The 14,913-nt window shown below is 71.4% G+C and carries 14 protein-coding genes; 6 read left to right on the forward strand and 8 right to left on the reverse strand.

All coding sequences use genetic code 11. The annotated features are described in order from the left end of the window. Positions 1-294 precede the first annotated feature (294 nt). Positions 295-615 carry a thioredoxin gene (trxA, locus tag OWC43_RS13850; protein ID WP_137828688.1) on the forward strand — a complete coding sequence of 107 codons (321 nt, stop codon included), beginning with the start codon at positions 295-297 and terminating at the stop codon, positions 613-615. Positions 616-799: 184 nt separating this feature from the next. On the opposite strand, the gene OWC43_RS13855 is transcribed toward trxA, so the two are convergent. The 4 genes from OWC43_RS13855 to trpA form a co-directional block, all read right to left on the reverse strand. Beyond that, a complete protein-coding gene (locus tag OWC43_RS13855) occupies positions 800-1,693 on the reverse strand; it encodes an outer membrane protein (protein WP_393957070.1) in 894 nt (297 codons plus the stop codon). A gap of 148 nt (positions 1,694-1,841) precedes the next feature. Next, complete coding sequence (locus tag OWC43_RS13860) at positions 1,842-3,167, reverse strand: folylpolyglutamate synthase/dihydrofolate synthase family protein (RefSeq protein WP_137828690.1); 1,326 nt, start codon at positions 3,165-3,167, stop codon at positions 1,842-1,844. A gap of 134 nt (positions 3,168-3,301) precedes the next feature. Further along, positions 3,302-4,195 (reverse strand): acetyl-CoA carboxylase, carboxyltransferase subunit beta, encoded by an 894-nt coding sequence (accD, locus tag OWC43_RS13865; protein WP_393958561.1) that lies wholly within the window; start codon positions 4,193-4,195, stop codon positions 3,302-3,304. A 120-nt stretch (positions 4,196-4,315) separates the two neighbouring features. Continuing rightward, on the reverse strand, positions 4,316-5,146 hold the full coding sequence (trpA, locus tag OWC43_RS13870) for a tryptophan synthase subunit alpha (RefSeq protein ID WP_238308015.1): 831 nt from the start codon (positions 5,144-5,146) through the stop codon (positions 4,316-4,318). Positions 5,147-5,424: 278 nt separating this feature from the next. Between trpA and OWC43_RS13875 the strand changes: the two genes are divergently transcribed. The 3 genes from OWC43_RS13875 (at position 5,425) to OWC43_RS13885 (ending at position 9,424) form a co-directional block, all read left to right on the forward strand. Next, on the forward strand, positions 5,425-7,527 hold the full coding sequence (locus OWC43_RS13875; protein WP_393957071.1) for an ATP-binding protein: 2,103 nt from the start codon (positions 5,425-5,427) through the stop codon (positions 7,525-7,527). A gap of 233 nt (positions 7,528-7,760) precedes the next feature. Further along, complete coding sequence (locus OWC43_RS13880) at positions 7,761-7,964, forward strand: DUF3311 domain-containing protein (RefSeq protein WP_393957072.1); 204 nt, start codon at positions 7,761-7,763, stop codon at positions 7,962-7,964. Beyond that, a complete protein-coding gene (locus OWC43_RS13885; protein ID WP_393957073.1) occupies positions 7,961-9,424 on the forward strand; it encodes a sodium:solute symporter in 1,464 nt (487 codons plus the stop codon). Before OWC43_RS13880 ends, OWC43_RS13885 begins: the two co-directional genes overlap by 4 nt. A 112-nt stretch (positions 9,425-9,536) precedes the next feature. Here OWC43_RS13885 and OWC43_RS13890 read toward each other — a convergent pair whose 3' ends face one another. Both OWC43_RS13890 and OWC43_RS13895 read right to left on the reverse strand, forming a co-directional pair. Continuing rightward, entirely contained in the window at positions 9,537-9,674 is a 138-nt protein-coding gene (locus OWC43_RS13890; RefSeq protein ID WP_171015435.1) for a hypothetical protein, read from the reverse strand. Positions 9,675-9,782: 108 nt separating this feature from the next. Then, positions 9,783-10,778: a tyrosine recombinase XerC gene (locus OWC43_RS13895; protein WP_393957074.1), complete on the reverse strand. Its 996-nt coding sequence runs from the start codon at positions 10,776-10,778 to the stop codon at positions 9,783-9,785. Between the two features lie 103 nt (positions 10,779-10,881). Between OWC43_RS13895 and OWC43_RS13900 the strand changes: the two genes are divergently transcribed. Continuing rightward, a complete protein-coding gene (locus tag OWC43_RS13900; protein ID WP_393957075.1) occupies positions 10,882-11,277 on the forward strand; it encodes a VOC family protein in 396 nt (131 codons plus the stop codon). Between the two features lie 175 nt (positions 11,278-11,452). Here the strand turns inward: OWC43_RS13900 and OWC43_RS13905 are convergent, their stop codons facing one another. Together OWC43_RS13905 and hrpB are read right to left on the reverse strand one after the other, a co-directional pair. Beyond that, positions 11,453-11,830: a hypothetical protein gene (locus OWC43_RS13905; protein ID WP_137828698.1), complete on the reverse strand. Its 378-nt coding sequence runs from the start codon at positions 11,828-11,830 to the stop codon at positions 11,453-11,455. A 64-nt stretch (positions 11,831-11,894) separates the two neighbouring features. Continuing rightward, positions 11,895-14,378, reverse strand: a complete 2,484-nt coding sequence (gene hrpB, locus OWC43_RS13910) for an ATP-dependent helicase HrpB (RefSeq protein WP_393957076.1) — start codon at positions 14,376-14,378, stop codon at positions 11,895-11,897. A gap of 210 nt (positions 14,379-14,588) precedes the next feature. Here hrpB and OWC43_RS13915 point away from each other — a divergent pair, with 210 nt between their 5' ends. Continuing rightward, positions 14,589-14,888: a hypothetical protein gene (locus OWC43_RS13915; RefSeq protein ID WP_393957077.1), complete on the forward strand. Its 300-nt coding sequence runs from the start codon at positions 14,589-14,591 to the stop codon at positions 14,886-14,888. The last annotated feature ends 25 nt before the right edge of the window (positions 14,889-14,913 follow it).

Here is a 14,913-nt window from a genome sequence, read left to right on the forward strand (position 1 = left end):
GCGAGGGCGAGCGGCCCAGCATCGCGGGGATCCGAGCCGCGCGGCGGCCCGATCCGCGGCCGGCGCGGCGGCCCCTTACGCCTGACGCCGTCTGTCTTCCAGTCCGCCCTCCCCGCCTGTGAAGTGCTGTTGAACACCTATGCTCAACCCGCGCCTCAGACCCGTGCGGACTTCTCGGACGGGGCAAGGCGCCTTGACCGCCGCGGGGGGCGTGGCCAATTCTCCGGTCAGCCTGGAGGCGCCGACCCCGCTCCCCGGTGCCCCCGAAGGATTACGTGTCGAAAGGACGTTGAGATGGCGACGGTGAAAGTAACCGACGCGAGCTTCGAGCAGGACGTGCTGAAGTCCGCCGAGCCGGTCGTGGTGGATTTCTGGGCGGAGTGGTGCGGCCCCTGCCGTCAGATCGGCCCGGCCCTCGAAGAGATCTCCGTCGACCTGCAGGGCAAGGTGAAGATCGCCAAGGTCAACGTCGACGAGAATCCGCAGATCGCCTCGACCTACGGCATCCGCTCGATCCCGACCCTGTTGATCTTCAAGGACGGCAAGCTCGCCAGCCAGAAGGTCGGCGCCGCCCCGAAGGGCGATCTCTCCCGCTGGATCCAGGCGAGCGCCTGATCCGCGGCCATCGGATCGGCTCGACCGACTGACGACGAAGCCCGGCCCATCGGCCGGGCTTTTTCGTGCCCGAACCGACCTTCGCGAGCGATGGGCACCGTCGGTGGGCGGGCAACGGACAAAAAGAAAAGAGCCCGGCCTTGCGGCCGGGCTCCCTCGGTTTCGAAACCCTTATGGGTTCGGCTTAGTAGCTGCCGAACTTGTAGTTCAGGCCGGCGCGGACGACGGCGAAGTCGTTGTCGCGGCGGGCGAAGTTGGTGACGAGCACCGAGGTGCTGCTGATCGGGCTGGCGGTGACGATGGTGCCGTTGGCGTTGGCGAAGCCGCCGCGGCTCTGGTTGCCATCAAAGTTCACGTACAGACCTTCGATCTTGAGCGTCACCGCCGAGGAGCGGAAGAAGTTCAGGAACGAGTCGGTCGGGAGGGCGTACTCGACACCGCCGCCGACGGCGTAGCCGGTCTTGAAGTCGTCGGTGTCAACGGCGCGGCCGCCACCGAAGCTGCCGTAGGCGAAGCCGCCGGTGCCGTAGAACAGGACGCGGTCGAAGGCGTAACCGATGCGGCCGCGGACGGTGCCGAAGAAGTCGAGGCCCTGGAGACCGGTCGGGTTGATCAGCGTCACGCCCGGCTGGAGCACGCCACCGGGGGTGAAGACGCAACCGATGCCGGCGGTGCCGCAGGTGCCGTCGCGGCCGTTGCGGCCACCGAGGTCGGCGTACTGAGCGTCAGCCTCGATACCGACGACGATGCCGTTGCCCGGGGTGAACTGGTAGTTGTAGCCGATCTGACCACCGCCGACGAAGCCATCCTGGCGGCCGCCATTGCCGAACAGGAAGGCGCCGACGGTGCCGGGCGGGCCGTTGATGACGCGCTGGTCGATAGTGTTGACCTGCGTCACGCCCAGCGAATCCTGCACGCTGAAGCCGTAACCGGCGTTGAAACCGGCGTAGAAGCCCGTCCAGGTGAACACCGGAACCGGGGTGAAGACCGGCGGAGCGGCGCGACGCGGAAGGTCGGCAGCGGAAGCGACGGTGGTGAGCGCCGTGAAGGCGGCGAGCGATGTCAGAAGCTTTTTCATTTTTTGATCCCCAGCAGAGTGCCCGATCGCCATGAAGCTAGACCATTTCCGCCCCCCAGGATGTAGCCGCCAAGCCACACCCGCTGATGGCGTTTCGGGCAATCGCGGGGGTCGAAACCGTCTCGGACGGGTCGGCCTCCCCTGAACCTCAGGTGGGAATCGTCCCGTTCGCCTCGAGGACGGCGCCGGCGAGGTAGAGCGAGCCGCAGATCAGAACTCGGGGCGGGCGCTGGAACACGGTGTCGGCGAGGGCGGCGATCGCCGCCTCGACGCTATGGGCGGTGCCCGCCTGCAGGCCGACGGAGCGGGCGATCTCGGCCACCTCCTCGGCGGGCCGGGCCGCCATCTGGCCGGAGATCGGCACCGCGACGAGGGAGCGGGCCAGCCCGACGAAGTTCTTCAGGAAGCCCTCCGCGTCCTTGGTGCCGAGCAGGCCGACGATCAGCACGAGCGGCGCGTCGCTGCGCTCGCCGAGATCGGCCATGGCGGCGGCGAGGATGCGCCCGCCATCGGCGTTGTGGCCGCCGTCGAGCCACAGCTCGGCATCCCGCGGCATCCGTTCGGCCAGCGCCCCGCGCTGGAGGCGCTGGAGCCGGCCGGGCCAGTCGACGCTGCGCAGGCCCGTCTCGAAGGCCGCCGTGCCGAGATCGCCGAAGCCCGCCGCCCGCAGGGCCGCGATGGCGGTGCCGGCATTGGTGAGCTGGTGACGGCCGGTGAGCTTCGGGCGGGGCAGGTCGAACAATTCGGTCTCGTCCTGATAGACGAGCCGGCCGCTCTCCTCGTGGACGGAGAAGTCCTGGTTTCCGACGCGCACCGGGCTCGCCCCGACCCGCTCGGCGGCGCGGCACAGCACGGCATCGGCCTGGGCGTAGTCCTGGGCGGCGATCACCGCCGGGCAGCCGCGCTTGAAGATGCCGGCCTTCTCGGTCGCTACCGCCTCGACGGTGTCGCCGAGATACTCGGCGTGATCACGTCCGATCGGCGTGACCACGCTGCAGGCGGGCCGATCGATGACGTTGGTGGCGTCGACCCGCCCCCCCAAACCGACCTCGAGCAGCAGCACGTCCGCCGGGCATTCCGCGTAGAGAAGCAGCGCCGCGGCGGTGGTGATCTCGAAGACGGTGATCGGCTGCGACTTGTTGGCCGCCTCGCAGCGGGCGAAGGCGTCGGCGAGACGGTCCTCGCCGACGAACTGTCCGCCGCCGATGCCGCCGAGGCGGATGCGCTCGTGGAAGCGCACCAGATGGGGCGAGGTGTAGACATGGGCGGCCAGGCCGCCCGCTTCGAGGATCGCCCGCATGAAGGCGATGGTCGAGCCCTTGCCGTTGGTGCCGGCGACGTGGATCACCGGCGGCAGGCGCCGCTCGGGATGATTCAGCGCGGCCAGCAACCGCTCGATCCGCCCGAGCGACAGATCGATCGTGCGCGGATGCAGGGCGAGGAAGCGCGCCATCAGCGCGTCGGACGATTCCATCTCACGCTCGAACCTTCGGCGGGGGCGTTTGTCCGACGGGGTGGATACCGGTTCGCCGGAGGCAAGCGCGTCAGAACAGGGGTCCGGAGCCGTGATCCGATCCGGGGCGGTCGGGTCCGGCTCCGAGGGGCGGCTCAGGCCGCGTCGGGCAGGGCTTCTGGGGCTTCCCGGCGCACATCCATGAGAAGTCCGCAGAGGCGGCCGATCGTGTCCTTGAGCTGGTGCCGGTGCACCACCTGATCGACCATGCCGTGCTCGCGCAGATATTCCGCCCGCTGGAAGCCGTCGGGCAGCTTCTCGCGAATGGTCTGCTCGATGACACGGGGCCCGGCAAAGCAGATCAGCGCGCCGGGCTCGGCCAGATGCACATCGCCGAGCATGGCGTAGGAGGCGGTCACGCCGCCGGTGGTCGGGTTCGTCAGGACGACGATATAGGGCAGCTTGGCCGCGTTGAGGCGGCGGACCGCCACGGTGGTGCGCGGCATCTGCATCAGGGAGAGGATGCCCTCCTGCATCCGGGCGCCGCCGGAAGCCGCGAACAGCACGTAGGGGGTGCGCTTCTCCAGGGCGGTCTCGGCGCCGCGGATGAAGGCCTCGCCGCCGGCCATGCCGAGGGAGCCGGCCATGAAGCTGAATTCCTGCACCGCGAGCGTCATCGGCAGGCCGCCGACGCGGCCGAAACCGACCTTGAAGGCGTCGGTCATGCCGGTCTTGGTCCGCGCCTCCTTGAGACGGTCGACGTAGCGCTTCTCGTCGCGGAACTTGAGCGGGTCGGCGGCGACCTCGGGCAGCGGCACGTCGATCCAGGTGCCCTCGTCGAACATCATCTTGAGGCGCGCCTGGGCCCCCATCTTGAGATGGTGCTCCGAGCCGGGAATGACCCAGTGGTTCTGCTCGACCTCCTTGTGGAAGACCATCTGCCCGGTATCGGGGCACTTGATCCAGAGGTTCTCGGGCGTCTCGCGCTTGAACAGGGTCTTGATCTTGGGGCGCACGACCTCCGAGATCCAGTTCATCGCCTCGACCATGTCGCTCCGCTCCTCACGCCGTGACACGCTGATATCGGACCGCCGCCGCCGCTCCGCCATGGGCAGGGCGGCCGGGGCGTCGGGAAGACGGATCCGACCGTCGGCCCCTCTCGGTCCCGGTCAGCCCTTCGACACGCCGCGCACGCCCGCGGCGAGCTCGCGCACCAGCCCGGCGACCGCCTCCACCGTGCCCTCGCTGCCGCGCCCCTCGGTGTCGAGGGTCCGGGCGAGGGCATCGACGAGCGCCGAGCCGACCACGACGCCGTCGGCGCCCCGCGCCACCGCCGCGGCGTGTTCGCCGGTCCGGACGCCGAAGCCGACCACGACCGGGAGATCGGTCTGCGCCGAAATCCGCGACACCGCCTCGGAGACCTTGCCGAAATCCGGCGTCGCCGTTCCGGTCACGCCGGTGATCGACACGTAGTAGACGAAGCCCGCCGTGTTCGCGAGCACCGCCGGCAGGCGGCGGTCGTCGGTGGTCGGGGTGGCGAGCCGGATGAAGGCGAGGCCGTGCTCGCGCGCCGGCAGGCACAGTTCGTCGTCCTCCTCCGGCGGCAGGTCGACGACGATGAGGCCGTCGATGCCGGCCTCGCGGGCATCCGGCAGGAAGCGGTCGACGCCGTAGGTGTGGATCGGGTTGTAGTAGCCCATCAGCACCACGGGGGTGTCGGCGTCGCGCTCGCGGAAGCGGCGCACCAGCGCCAGGGTGCCCTTGAGATCCTGGCCCGCCTTGAGCGCCCGGAGGCCCGCGGCCTGGATCGCCGGTCCATCCGCCATCGGGTCGGTGAAGGGCAGGCCGAACTCGACGATGTCGGCGCCGGAAGCCGGAAGCGCCTCCAGCACCTTCAGCGAGGTCTCGGGATCGGGATCGCCCGCCATCACGTAGGTGACGAGGGCGGCCCGCTTCTCCGCGCGGCAGCGGGCGAAGGCGGCGTCGATGCGGGCGGTCATCCGTCGTACTCCCGGGCGGCAAGGCCGGGATTTTCGCGACATACGGGGCCGTGCGGCTCCGCAGTTCCCAGACCAGGGGCGCGCCTACACCATCCGCTTGCCGAGGTGAAGCACCGGCGGATCGGGTCGGCTCCCGGCACTCGGCGAAATGCGCAAATCCCCCCGTTTTCGGTGACGCTCCCCTAACCGCCTTTCTCAAGTCCGACTTCACGCGCGCCTGTCAGGGTCGCCACCGACCGGCCGCCACATCCGGCGGCCCAGGAGCGGCGTACCGAGCGATGAACCTCGCGCTGACCATCATGGGCCTGAGTGCCGTCGTCGGGCTCGCGGGTCTGATCGTCGCGGGGTGGCGGCGGCGTGCGACGCCGGTGACGGCCTTTCCGTCGGAATCCCTGCAGGACCGGCTCTGGCAGGTCGCCGAGAGCGAGGAGCGCTACCGGGTGCTCGTCGAGGCCACCACCCAGGCGGTGGTCCAGCGCGACGGGCAGGGGCGGATCACCTTCGCGAGCGAGGGGTTCGCCGCCCTGCTCGGGACCCAGCCGCTCGATCTGATCGGTTCGACGCTGACGCCCCAGGTGCTGGAGCGCGGCCCGGTGCAGGTGCGCCCCGACGGCGTGCGGCAGGTGGAGGAGCGGCTCGTCCCGGTCGACGGCAAGCCGCGCTGGTTCTCCTTCGTCGAGCTGCCCGCCGCGGGCAGCGAGGGCGGCCCGAACTGGCTCCGCGCCGGCAGCGACGTCACCGAGCGGGTCGAGGCGGTGCGCTCGCTCGACGAGGCCCGGAGCCGCGCCGAGGCCGCCAACGTCGCGAAATCCCGCTTCCTGGCGACCGTCAGCCACGAGTTCCGCACGCCGCTCAACGGCATCCTCGGGATGGCCGACCTCCTGCTCGACACCTCCCTCGACCCCGAGCAGCGCACCTATGTCGAGGCGCTGCGCACCAGCGGGAAGGCCCTGCTGACGCTGGTCGACGGCATCCTCGATTTCTCGCGGATCGAGTCCGGACGGCTCGACCTCGCCGCCGAGCCGTTCGACGCCGCGCTCCTCGTCGAGGGCGTGGTGGAACTCCTGGCGCCGCGCGCCCAGGACAAGGGCCTGGAGATCGCCCTCGACATCGCCGACGACCTCGTGCCCCTGCGGGTCGGCGATGCCGACCGGGTGCGCCAGATCCTGCTCAACCTCGCCGGCAACGCCGTGAAGTTCACCCAGGCCGGCGGCGTCGGCGTGAGCCTGACCCGCGAAGGGGAGGGGATCGCGCTCACCATCGAGGATACCGGTCCGGGCATGGCCGAGGACCGCATCCCGATCCTGTTCGAGGAGTTCGAGCAGGGCGACGGCAGCGCCAGCCGCCGTCACGAGGGTACGGGCCTGGGGCTCGCCATCACGCGCCGCCTGGTCGAGCGGATGAACGGGACGATCGAGGCGCGCTCGACCCTCGGGCGCGGCTCCACCTTCCGGGTCGTTCTGCCGCTTCCCGCACCGGAGGGCGCCGCCGCTTCGGCCACCACGCCTCCGCTCCAAGCCCGGCGCGTGCTGATCGTGGCGGATTCCCCGTTCCAGGCGCCCTATCTCGCCCGCCGCCTGACCCGCTCCGGCGCGGCGGCGGTGGTGGTCGGCAGCGTCGAGGCCGGGCTCGACGCCCTGGCGGCGGCCTCCTTCGATGCGGTCATCGCCGACCGCTGGCTCGGCGACGCCCCCGTGCGGGCCCTGGCGGCGGAGGCCGGGCGCTGCGGCGTGCGCGCCCGCCTGATCCTGCTCTCGCCCTTCGACCGGCGCGAATTCGGCGCGGTGAACGCGGCGGGTTTCGACGGCTACCTGATCAAGCCGGTGCGCGCCCGCTCCCTGTTCGACCGCCTGCTGGAGCCGGGAGCGCCCCCCGCGGAAGCCCCTGCGACCGCCGGATCTCCCCCCCGACCGGTCGCCCTCGTCCGCACCGACGCTCCGGTCGCGAGCACCGGCCAAGGTTCCGGCCAAAGCATCGTCTCGGCCTCCGCCGGGGGCGCGGGCCGCCGGGTGCTGCTCGCCGAGGACAATCCGATCAACGCGCTGCTGGCCACCAAGGCCCTGGAGCGGCTCGGGGCGCAGGTGACGCTCGCCCGCGACGGCATGGAGGCGCTGGCGCTCGCGGCCGCCGAGGCGCCTTTCGACCTCGCGCTGATCGACATCCGCATGCCCGGCCTCGACGGCCTGGAGACCGCCCGGCACCTCCGCGCCCGCGAGGCGGAGACCGGAGCCGAGCCTCTCCACCTGGTGGCGCTCACGGCCAATACCGGCCGCGAGGATATGGATGCGGCCCATGCGGCGGGCTTCGACGGCTTTCTCGCCAAGCCGCTGAACCTGCGCGCACTGCCGGGGCTCCTGGAGGGGCGCAAGGCGGCGGCCTGACGCCCACCGGGGGCGCCGAGCCACGGTGAATTCGCGTGGACGCTCCGCGAGATGCCGCGTGGCGCTTGGGGAAACAGAAGATCCTTCCTCTCGCCCTGGCGCGGTTTCTGCCTCATGGTCCCGCCGGGAGCCGATGGGGAGAGCATGACGCGACACGCCTTGGGGGGCATCTCGGGAGATGCCTTGCGACCCGTGCGGGGATCCGTCCCCTCCGAGCCGGGGAGGGTCGGCCCGTGACGGCTATGCGATGGCTCGCCCTGCTGCCGCCCGCGGGCATGCTGCTCGGCCCCTACTTCCTCAACCGGGTCGAGCCGATGGTGCTCGGCATGCCGCTGCTGCTCGCCTGGCTCGTCGCCTGCACGGTGGCGACCTCGGCCATCATGGCGCTGATCTACCTCACCGATCCGGCCAACCGCGATTCCGGGGACGGCGCATGAACGCGGCGCTTCCCGTCATCGCCCTCGCCTTCGCGGTGGCTCTCGGCCTCGGCCTCTGGGCCCGCGCAGGCCACGACATGGACATGGAGCAGTGGAGCGTCGGCAAGCGCGGCTTCGGCACCCTGCTGGTCTTCCTGCTGATGGCGGGTGAGATCTACACCACCTTCACCTTCCTCGGCGGCTCGGGCTGGGCCTACGGCAAGGGCGGGCCGACCTACTACATCCTCTGCTACCTCACGCTGATCTACGTGATCTCCTACTGGCTGCTTCCGCCGGCCTGGGCCTTCGCCAAGCGGCACAACCTGTTCTCGCAGCCCGATTATTTCGCCGCCCGCTACGACAGCAAGCCGCTCGGCTTCCTCGTCGCCCTGGTCGGCCTCGTGGCTTTGGTTCCCTACATGGTGCTCCAGCTCAAGGGGCTCGGCATCATCGTCTCGACCGCCTCCTACGGCGCGATCCCGCCGACGCTTGCGATCTGGATCGGGGCGGCGGCGGTCACCGTCTACGTGATGGTGTCGGGCATCCGCGGCTCGGCCTGGACCGCGGTGGTCAAGGACATCCTCATCCTCGCCGTGGTGGTCTTCCTGGGCCTGTACCTGCCCTACCATTATTACGGCGGCATCGGCCCGATGTTTACGGCGATCGATCAGGCCAAGCCCGGCTTCCTCGCCCTGCCCGAGCGGGGCCAGAGCGCGACGTGGTTCGCCTCGACCACGGTGCTGACGGCGCTCGGCGGCTGGATGTTTCCGCACATCTTCGCCTCGATCTACACCGCGAGCGACGCGCGCACCTTCCGGCGCAACGCAGTGTTCCTGCCGCTCTACCAGCTGATGCTGCTGTTCGTGTTCTTCGCCGGGTTCAGTGCGGTGCTGCAGGTGCCGGGCCTGACCGGCCCCGACGTCGACCTGTCGCTGTTCAAGATCGCGCTCGAGACCTTCCCGCCGTGGTTCGTCGGGGTCATCGGTGCCACCGGGGTGCTGACCGCCCTGGTGCCGGGCTCGATGATCCTGATCGCGGGGGCGACCCTCATCGCCCAGAACCTCTACCGGCCGCTGGCCAAGGACGCCACCGATGCCTCGACCGGGCGCCTCGCCAAGATCATGGCGCCGGTGCTCGCCCTCGCCTGCGTCGGTTTCACCCTCTACGGCGGCGAGACGATCGTGCAGCTGCTGCTGATCGGCTACGCCGTCGTCACGCAGCTGTTTCCGGCCTTCTTCTTCAGCCTGTGGCGCAAGAACCCGCTGACGAAGGCCGGCGCCATCGCGGGAATTCTCGCGGGCGTCGCCGTCGTCTCCGTGACGGTGGTCGGCGGCTACACGCTGGCGAAGCTGTTTCCGGGTCTGCCGGGGCCGATCCAGGATCTCAACGCGGGCGTCGTGGCCCTCGCGCTGAACCTCGCGGTCGCCTTCGCGGTGAGTCTGGCGGGCCGGGGGGCGCGGACCGCAGCCCGGTCCGCTTGATGGTGACGAAAGCCCGCCCCCTCATCCTGCCGGCAGGACGAGGGGGGACGGGCCGTCGAACGGTCGCCGCGCCGGGTGCGCGGCTGCGCCGGACGATCCGGCGCGGAGGATGTCAGGCCCGCGCGGTACGTCCGCGGGCGAGGGCGCCCTTGAGGGCGGTGACGGGGAGAAGCACCGTCTTCACGACGGCCGTGACGGCCAGGACGGCGAGGACCGGCAGGATCGCCACGCAGATTCCGCTGACGCGCATCGGTTGTTTCCTTGAGCGACTCGGGCGGCCTCGACCGCCGGCTGGAGCACAGTCCGCCACTCAATCGCGGCAAGACCAAGGTGAATTCGGTCCGTGAATGCGACAGCCTCACGGGTTTGTCGTGCCGGCCAACCGTCCGGCACGGGGATGGGCCGCGTCGAAGGCACTCATCAGGCGCGCCGCATCGACCTTCGTGTAGAGCTGCGTCGTCGAGAGCGAGGCATGGCCGAGCAATTCCTGGATCGCGCGCAGTTCCCCCTGGCGGGCCAGGAGATGGGTCGCGAAGGAATGTCGCAGGGCATGCGGCGTCGCGCTCTCCGGCAGGCCAAGGGCGCCGCGCAGGCCCGCGACGGCGTATTGCACGATCCGCGGCGAGAGCGGGCCGCCCTTCGTTCCGACGAAGAGCGGGCCCTCCGGATCGAGCGGGTGCGGGCAGAGGGCGAGATAATCGGCCACGGCCGCCGACACGGCCGGCAGCACCGGCACGTCGCGGACCTTGCCGCCCTTGCCGATCACCCGCACCGCGTCGATCCCCGGCACCGGCGCGTCGCGGGCGGACAATCCCAGGGCCTCGGAGATGCGCAGGCCCGAACCGTAGAGGAGGGCGATCACCGCCGCGTCGCGGGCCAGCACCCAGGGCTCCCGCGTCGCATCGGGGCGGGTCTCGGGCAAGGTCATCGCCACGGCGGCGGTCACCGGCAGCGGACGCGGCAGGCGCCGCTCGACCTTGGGCTGGCGCACCGCGCCGAGCGCCGCGATGCTGCCGTGCCCCTCCCGCTCGAGATGGCGGGCGAAGGAGCGAAGCCCCGCGAGCATCCGCATCAGGGAGCGTCCGGAGATGTCGTCGGCGCGCCGGGCCGCCATGAAGGCGCGCAGGTCCCGCGGCTTGAGGGCGATGAGGATCGGTATGGTCGGCGTGCCGGAGCGGGCGTCGAGATGGGTCAGGAACTGGCGCAGATCGCGCTCATAGGCCTCGACGGTGTTGGCGGCCATGCGCCGTTCCTGAGCCAGCGCCCGGCGCCAACTCTCGGCGGCGGCGCGGAGCGCAGCGTCGCCGGGGAGAAGGAGCGGATCGGCATCGGCCTGTCGGGCGCTCGGGGACATGCGGCGAGCAAGCACCGCCTATGGTTGACGATCGGTTAAACCCCCTTTTCCCGAGGACGGACTGCGCCATCTGGCCGCCCATCATCCCCGAAAGAGAGCCCCGATGGCCAAGCCCGTTCACAGCATGATCCGCGTCCGCGACGAGGCGCGCTCGCGCGACTACTATTCCCGCGCCTTCGGCCTGGAACCCGCCGACCGGTTCGATTTCCCGGACTTCACCCTGCTCTACCTGCGCGACCCGGCCTCGCCGTTCGAGCTGGAGCTGACGGTCAACAAGGATCGCTCCGAGCCCTACAATCTCGGCGACGGCTACGGCCATATCGCCTTCGTGGTCGACGACGTCGAGGCCGAGCACGCCCGCTTCACGCGTGAGGGCTTTCCGGCCACCGACCTCAAGACGCTCAAGCACGGCGACACCCTGCTCGCGACCTTCTTCTTCGCCACCGACCCGGACGGCTACAAGATCGAGGTGATCCAGAAGGGCGGTCGCTTCGCCTGAGCGGGGACGCCCTCATCCAACCCATCCCCCTCATCCTGAGGTGGCGGCGCGAAGCGTCGCCCTCGAGGGGAGCTTCAGGGATCGCTGAGCGAACTGGAGCCCTCCTTCGTGGCCGCTGCGCGGCACCTCAGGATGAGGATGAGGGCGAGACGTAAACCGAAGATAATGTCGTGCCTTACGGCGCCGTCTTCTCAAAGCGCTCGAAGGCCGCGATGCCCTTCTCGCAGGCTGCGGGCGAGGGGGCCGGCAGGCTGGTTTCCAGGCGCATGGCGTCGTCGAGGGAGAGCAGGTAGCGCTCGTCGGTGAGGGCGCGGCCGACCGCCGCCTGCATCCGAGTCCGGCCGGCGGTGATCGCCGCATCGACCCGCTCGCGCGGTACGCCGCAGGCGAGCGCGCGCCCGAAGACCTTGCCGTGCCGCTCGCCCTCGGCCTGCGGGATCACCAGGGGCCTGCCCTGCGGCAATTCCTGGGGCTTGTCCTGAGGCCTCTCCTGCGCCGCGGCCGAAGCCGACCACAGCAGCGGGGCCAGACACAACGCCGCGCGCATCCGCATCACCACACGTCCTCCCTTTTGATGGCGTCGTAGCCGGCCCGGGGCGGCGCCGTCACGTCCCGGATCAGGCGCCTCTGGGCTTCGCCCGCCGGGTCGGCGCCTCGGCCAGGGGATCCTCCGGCCAGGGATGGCGGGGATAGCGCCCGCGCATCTCCGAGCGCACCGCGCTCCAGGAGCCGCGCCAGAAACCCGGCAGGTCGCGGGTGATCTGGATCGGGCGATGGGCCGGCGAGAGCAGGTGCAGGACCAGCGGCACCCGCCCGCCGCCGAGCGCGGGATGCCGGTCGAGGCCGAACAGCTCCTGCACGCGGACCGCCAGGAACGGCTCGGGGCCGGATTCATAATCGACCGGGATGCGCGAGCCCGTCGGCACCTCGACATGGCTCGGCGCCTCCTGCTCCAACCGGGCGCGCAAGGGCCAGGGGAGCAGCGCGTGCAGCGCCTGGCCGAGATCGTCGGCGGTGATCGCCGCGAGGGTGGTGCGCCCGACGATCCCCGGCGCAAGCCAATCCTCGATGGATGCCTCCAGCGCCTCGTCCGAGAGGTCGGGCCATTCCGCACCTTGCGCCGCGCGCAGGAAGCGTACGCGGGCGCGCCACTGCGCCAGCGCCGGCGTCCAGGGCAGGCGCTCGAGGCCGAGCCCGGCGACGCCGCGGGCCAGAGCGCGCGCGGCATCCGCGTCGGCCGGGACGGGAAGCGTCCGCTCGTCGAGGCTGAGGGCGCCGAGGCGGCGGCTCTCCCGCGCCCGCAAGCCCCGCGCCTGCGGATCGAAGGCGACGCTGCGCACGGTCGCGATGGCTCCGGCGAACAGGGTGTCGATGGCCTGCGGCGCGATGGCGGCGGCGGCGAGGATGCGGGCATTGGCGGCGGTGCCGGTCAGGTCCGCCACCACGAGGAAGGTCTCGCGGGCGAGGGCGCTCGCCGGGTCGAGGAGCCCGGCCCGGCCATTCGCCATCAGCACCGCGCCCTCGCGACCGCGCGCCCTGGCGACCCGGTCGGGATAGGCGAGCGCCAGGAGCGCGCCGGGCTCGGCCAGGATCGGATCGGGTTCGGGAGGGGGCGTCCCGGCGGCGCGCTCGGCCTGGCGCGCCCAGCCCTCGGCGAGGCGGCGCATGTCGGCGGCCCGCCCGCCGCGGTCGCGCCCGAACCGGTCGAGGCGCTCCGACAGATCGACGGCATCGCCCCCGAGGCCGCGCTCCACCAGCACGGCGGCGAGGTCGGCGGCCCTGCGGGCATGCCCGGCCTCGGCGGCGCGGGCCACCATCCGGGCGAGCCGCGGCGGCAGCGGCAGGGCCCGCAGGGTCCGTCCGGTGGCGGTGAGCCACCCATCGGCATCCAGCGCACCGAGATCGGCGAGCAGGGCGCGGGCCTCCGCCAAGGCGGGCGCGGGCGGCGGATCGAGGAAGGGCAGGGCGGTCGGGTCGGCGAGCCCCCAGGCGGCGCAGTCGAGGACGAGACCGGCGAGGTCGGCCGACAGGATCTCGGGGCGGGCGAAGGGCTCCAGCGCCGCGGTCGCGGCCTCGGGCCAGAGGCGCCAGCAAATCCCCGGCTCGGTCCGCCCGGCACGGCCCCTCCGCTGGTCGACCGAGGCGCGGGAGGCCCGCGCCGTGACGAGGCGGGTCATGCCGTTGCCGGGCTCGTAGACCGGCACGCGGGCGAGCCCGGAATCGACGACGATGCGCACGCCCTCGATGGTCAGCGAGGTTTCGGCGATCGAGGTCGCGAGCACCACCTTGCGCCGGCCCGGCGCCGCCGGGGCGACCGCCCGATCCTGCTCGCCCTGAGTCAGGGCACCGTAGAGGGGTGCGAGATCGGTGTTTTCGGGCAGGCGCCCGTCCAGCCGCTCCGCGGTCCGTCGGATCTCGGCCTGCCCCGGTAGGAAGGCGAGCAGGGAGCCCGGATCGGCCCGGAGCGCCCGCAGGATCGCGCCGGCCATCGCGTCCTCGATGCGCTCGTTGGCGGCCCGATCGAGATGACGGGTCTCGACCGGATAGGCCCGGCCCTCGGATTCGATCACCGGGGCATCGCCGAGGAGCCGCGCCACCCGCGCGCCGTCGAGGGTCGCGGACATCGCCAGGATGCGCAGGTCCTCGCGGAGCGCGCCCTGCGCATCGAGGGCGAAGCCGAGGCCGAGATCGGCATCGAGGGATCGCTCGTGGAACTCGTCGAACAGCACCGCGCCGATGCCGGCAAGTTCCGGATCGTCGAGGATCATGCGGGTGAACACGCCCTCGGTGACGACCTCGATGCGGGTGCGGGGCGAAACCTTCGAACCCAGCCGCACCCGGAGGCCCACCGTGTCGCCGACCCGCTCGCCCAACGTCTTCGCCATCCGCTCGGCCGCGCCGCGCGCGGCGAGGCGGCGGGGCTCCAGGAGGATGATCTTCCGGTCCCCGAGCCAAGGCTGGTCGAGCAGGGCGAGCGGCACCCGGGTGGTCTTGCCGGCGCCGGGCGGAGCGACGAGCACGGCGGCGTTCCGCGCCGCCAGGGCCGCGCGCAGGGCGGGGAGGGCGGCCTCGATCGGAAGAGGGGCGGGGTCGGTCGGCATCGACGGGGAGGTGACCCGGTTCGGCTCGGCGCGCAACCCATTGTCACCGCACGCACAAGGACCGCGGAACAATCCGTTTAACCCCTGATCATCCTTATCAAACATTTTTTACTGGATTTCGTCCCGGTTTGCGGAACGGCCGCGCTCACGCCGACTTGAGGGCTCGACGTGCCGCACGGGCACGGACGAACCACGGACGGACGAGAGACTATGCGGATTGCCCTCACCCTCGCAGCCGGTGCGCTGCTCTGCGGCCTCGGCGCCGGCTCGGTCTCGGCCGCTCCGGCCATGCCCGCCCCCGGAATCGTCGCCGGCGACGCGGTCGAGACCGTGGTGTATGGCGGCCGGCACCATCATCGCGGCTATCACCGCCACCATCGCACCACCAAGATGGAGCGCCGCGCCCGCCGCTACAACACGATGCGCCACGGCAACCCGAACGCCCGCAACCCGGAGCGTCCCGGCTACCAGCAGCAGCTCGGCAACACCACCAACGGCCCGCGCTACTGAGCGAGTTCGGGGATCGGCGTCCGCA

The sequence above is a fragment of the Methylorubrum sp. POS3 genome (assembly GCF_043352485.1).
Taxonomy (GTDB): domain Bacteria; phylum Pseudomonadota; class Alphaproteobacteria; order Rhizobiales; family Beijerinckiaceae; genus Methylobacterium; species Methylobacterium suomiense.

Bases quoted from the DNA above. Each gene is read 5' to 3' on its own strand.
- OWC43_RS13895 (WP_393957074.1), bottom strand. From the start codon at position 10,778: ATGTCCCCGAGCGCCCGACAGGCCGATGCCGATCCGCTCCTTCTCCCC.
- hrpB (WP_393957076.1), bottom strand. From the start codon at position 14,378: ATGCCGACCGACCCCGCCCCTCTTCCGATCGAGGCCGCCCTCCCCGCC.
- OWC43_RS13900 (WP_393957075.1), top strand. From the start codon at position 10,882: ATGGCCAAGCCCGTTCACAGCATGATCCGCGTCCGCGACGAGGCGCGC.
- OWC43_RS13905 (WP_137828698.1), bottom strand. From the start codon at position 11,830: ATGCGGATGCGCGCGGCGTTGTGTCTGGCCCCGCTGCTGTGGTCGGCT.
- OWC43_RS13855 (WP_393957070.1), bottom strand. From the start codon at position 1,693: ATGAAAAAGCTTCTGACATCGCTCGCCGCCTTCACGGCGCTCACCACC.
- OWC43_RS13915 (WP_393957077.1), top strand. From the start codon at position 14,589: ATGCGGATTGCCCTCACCCTCGCAGCCGGTGCGCTGCTCTGCGGCCTC.
- OWC43_RS13885 (WP_393957073.1), top strand. From the start codon at position 7,961: ATGAACGCGGCGCTTCCCGTCATCGCCCTCGCCTTCGCGGTGGCTCTC.
- OWC43_RS13860 (WP_137828690.1), bottom strand. From the start codon at position 3,167: ATGGAATCGTCCGACGCGCTGATGGCGCGCTTCCTCGCCCTGCATCCG.
- accD (WP_393958561.1), bottom strand. From the start codon at position 4,195: ATGGTCGAGGCGATGAACTGGATCTCGGAGGTCGTGCGCCCCAAGATC.
- trpA (WP_238308015.1), bottom strand. From the start codon at position 5,146: ATGACCGCCCGCATCGACGCCGCCTTCGCCCGCTGCCGCGCGGAGAAG.
- OWC43_RS13875 (WP_393957071.1), top strand. From the start codon at position 5,425: ATGAACCTCGCGCTGACCATCATGGGCCTGAGTGCCGTCGTCGGGCTC.
- trxA (WP_137828688.1), top strand. From the start codon at position 295: ATGGCGACGGTGAAAGTAACCGACGCGAGCTTCGAGCAGGACGTGCTG.
- OWC43_RS13890 (WP_171015435.1), bottom strand. From the start codon at position 9,674: ATGCGCGTCAGCGGAATCTGCGTGGCGATCCTGCCGGTCCTCGCCGTC.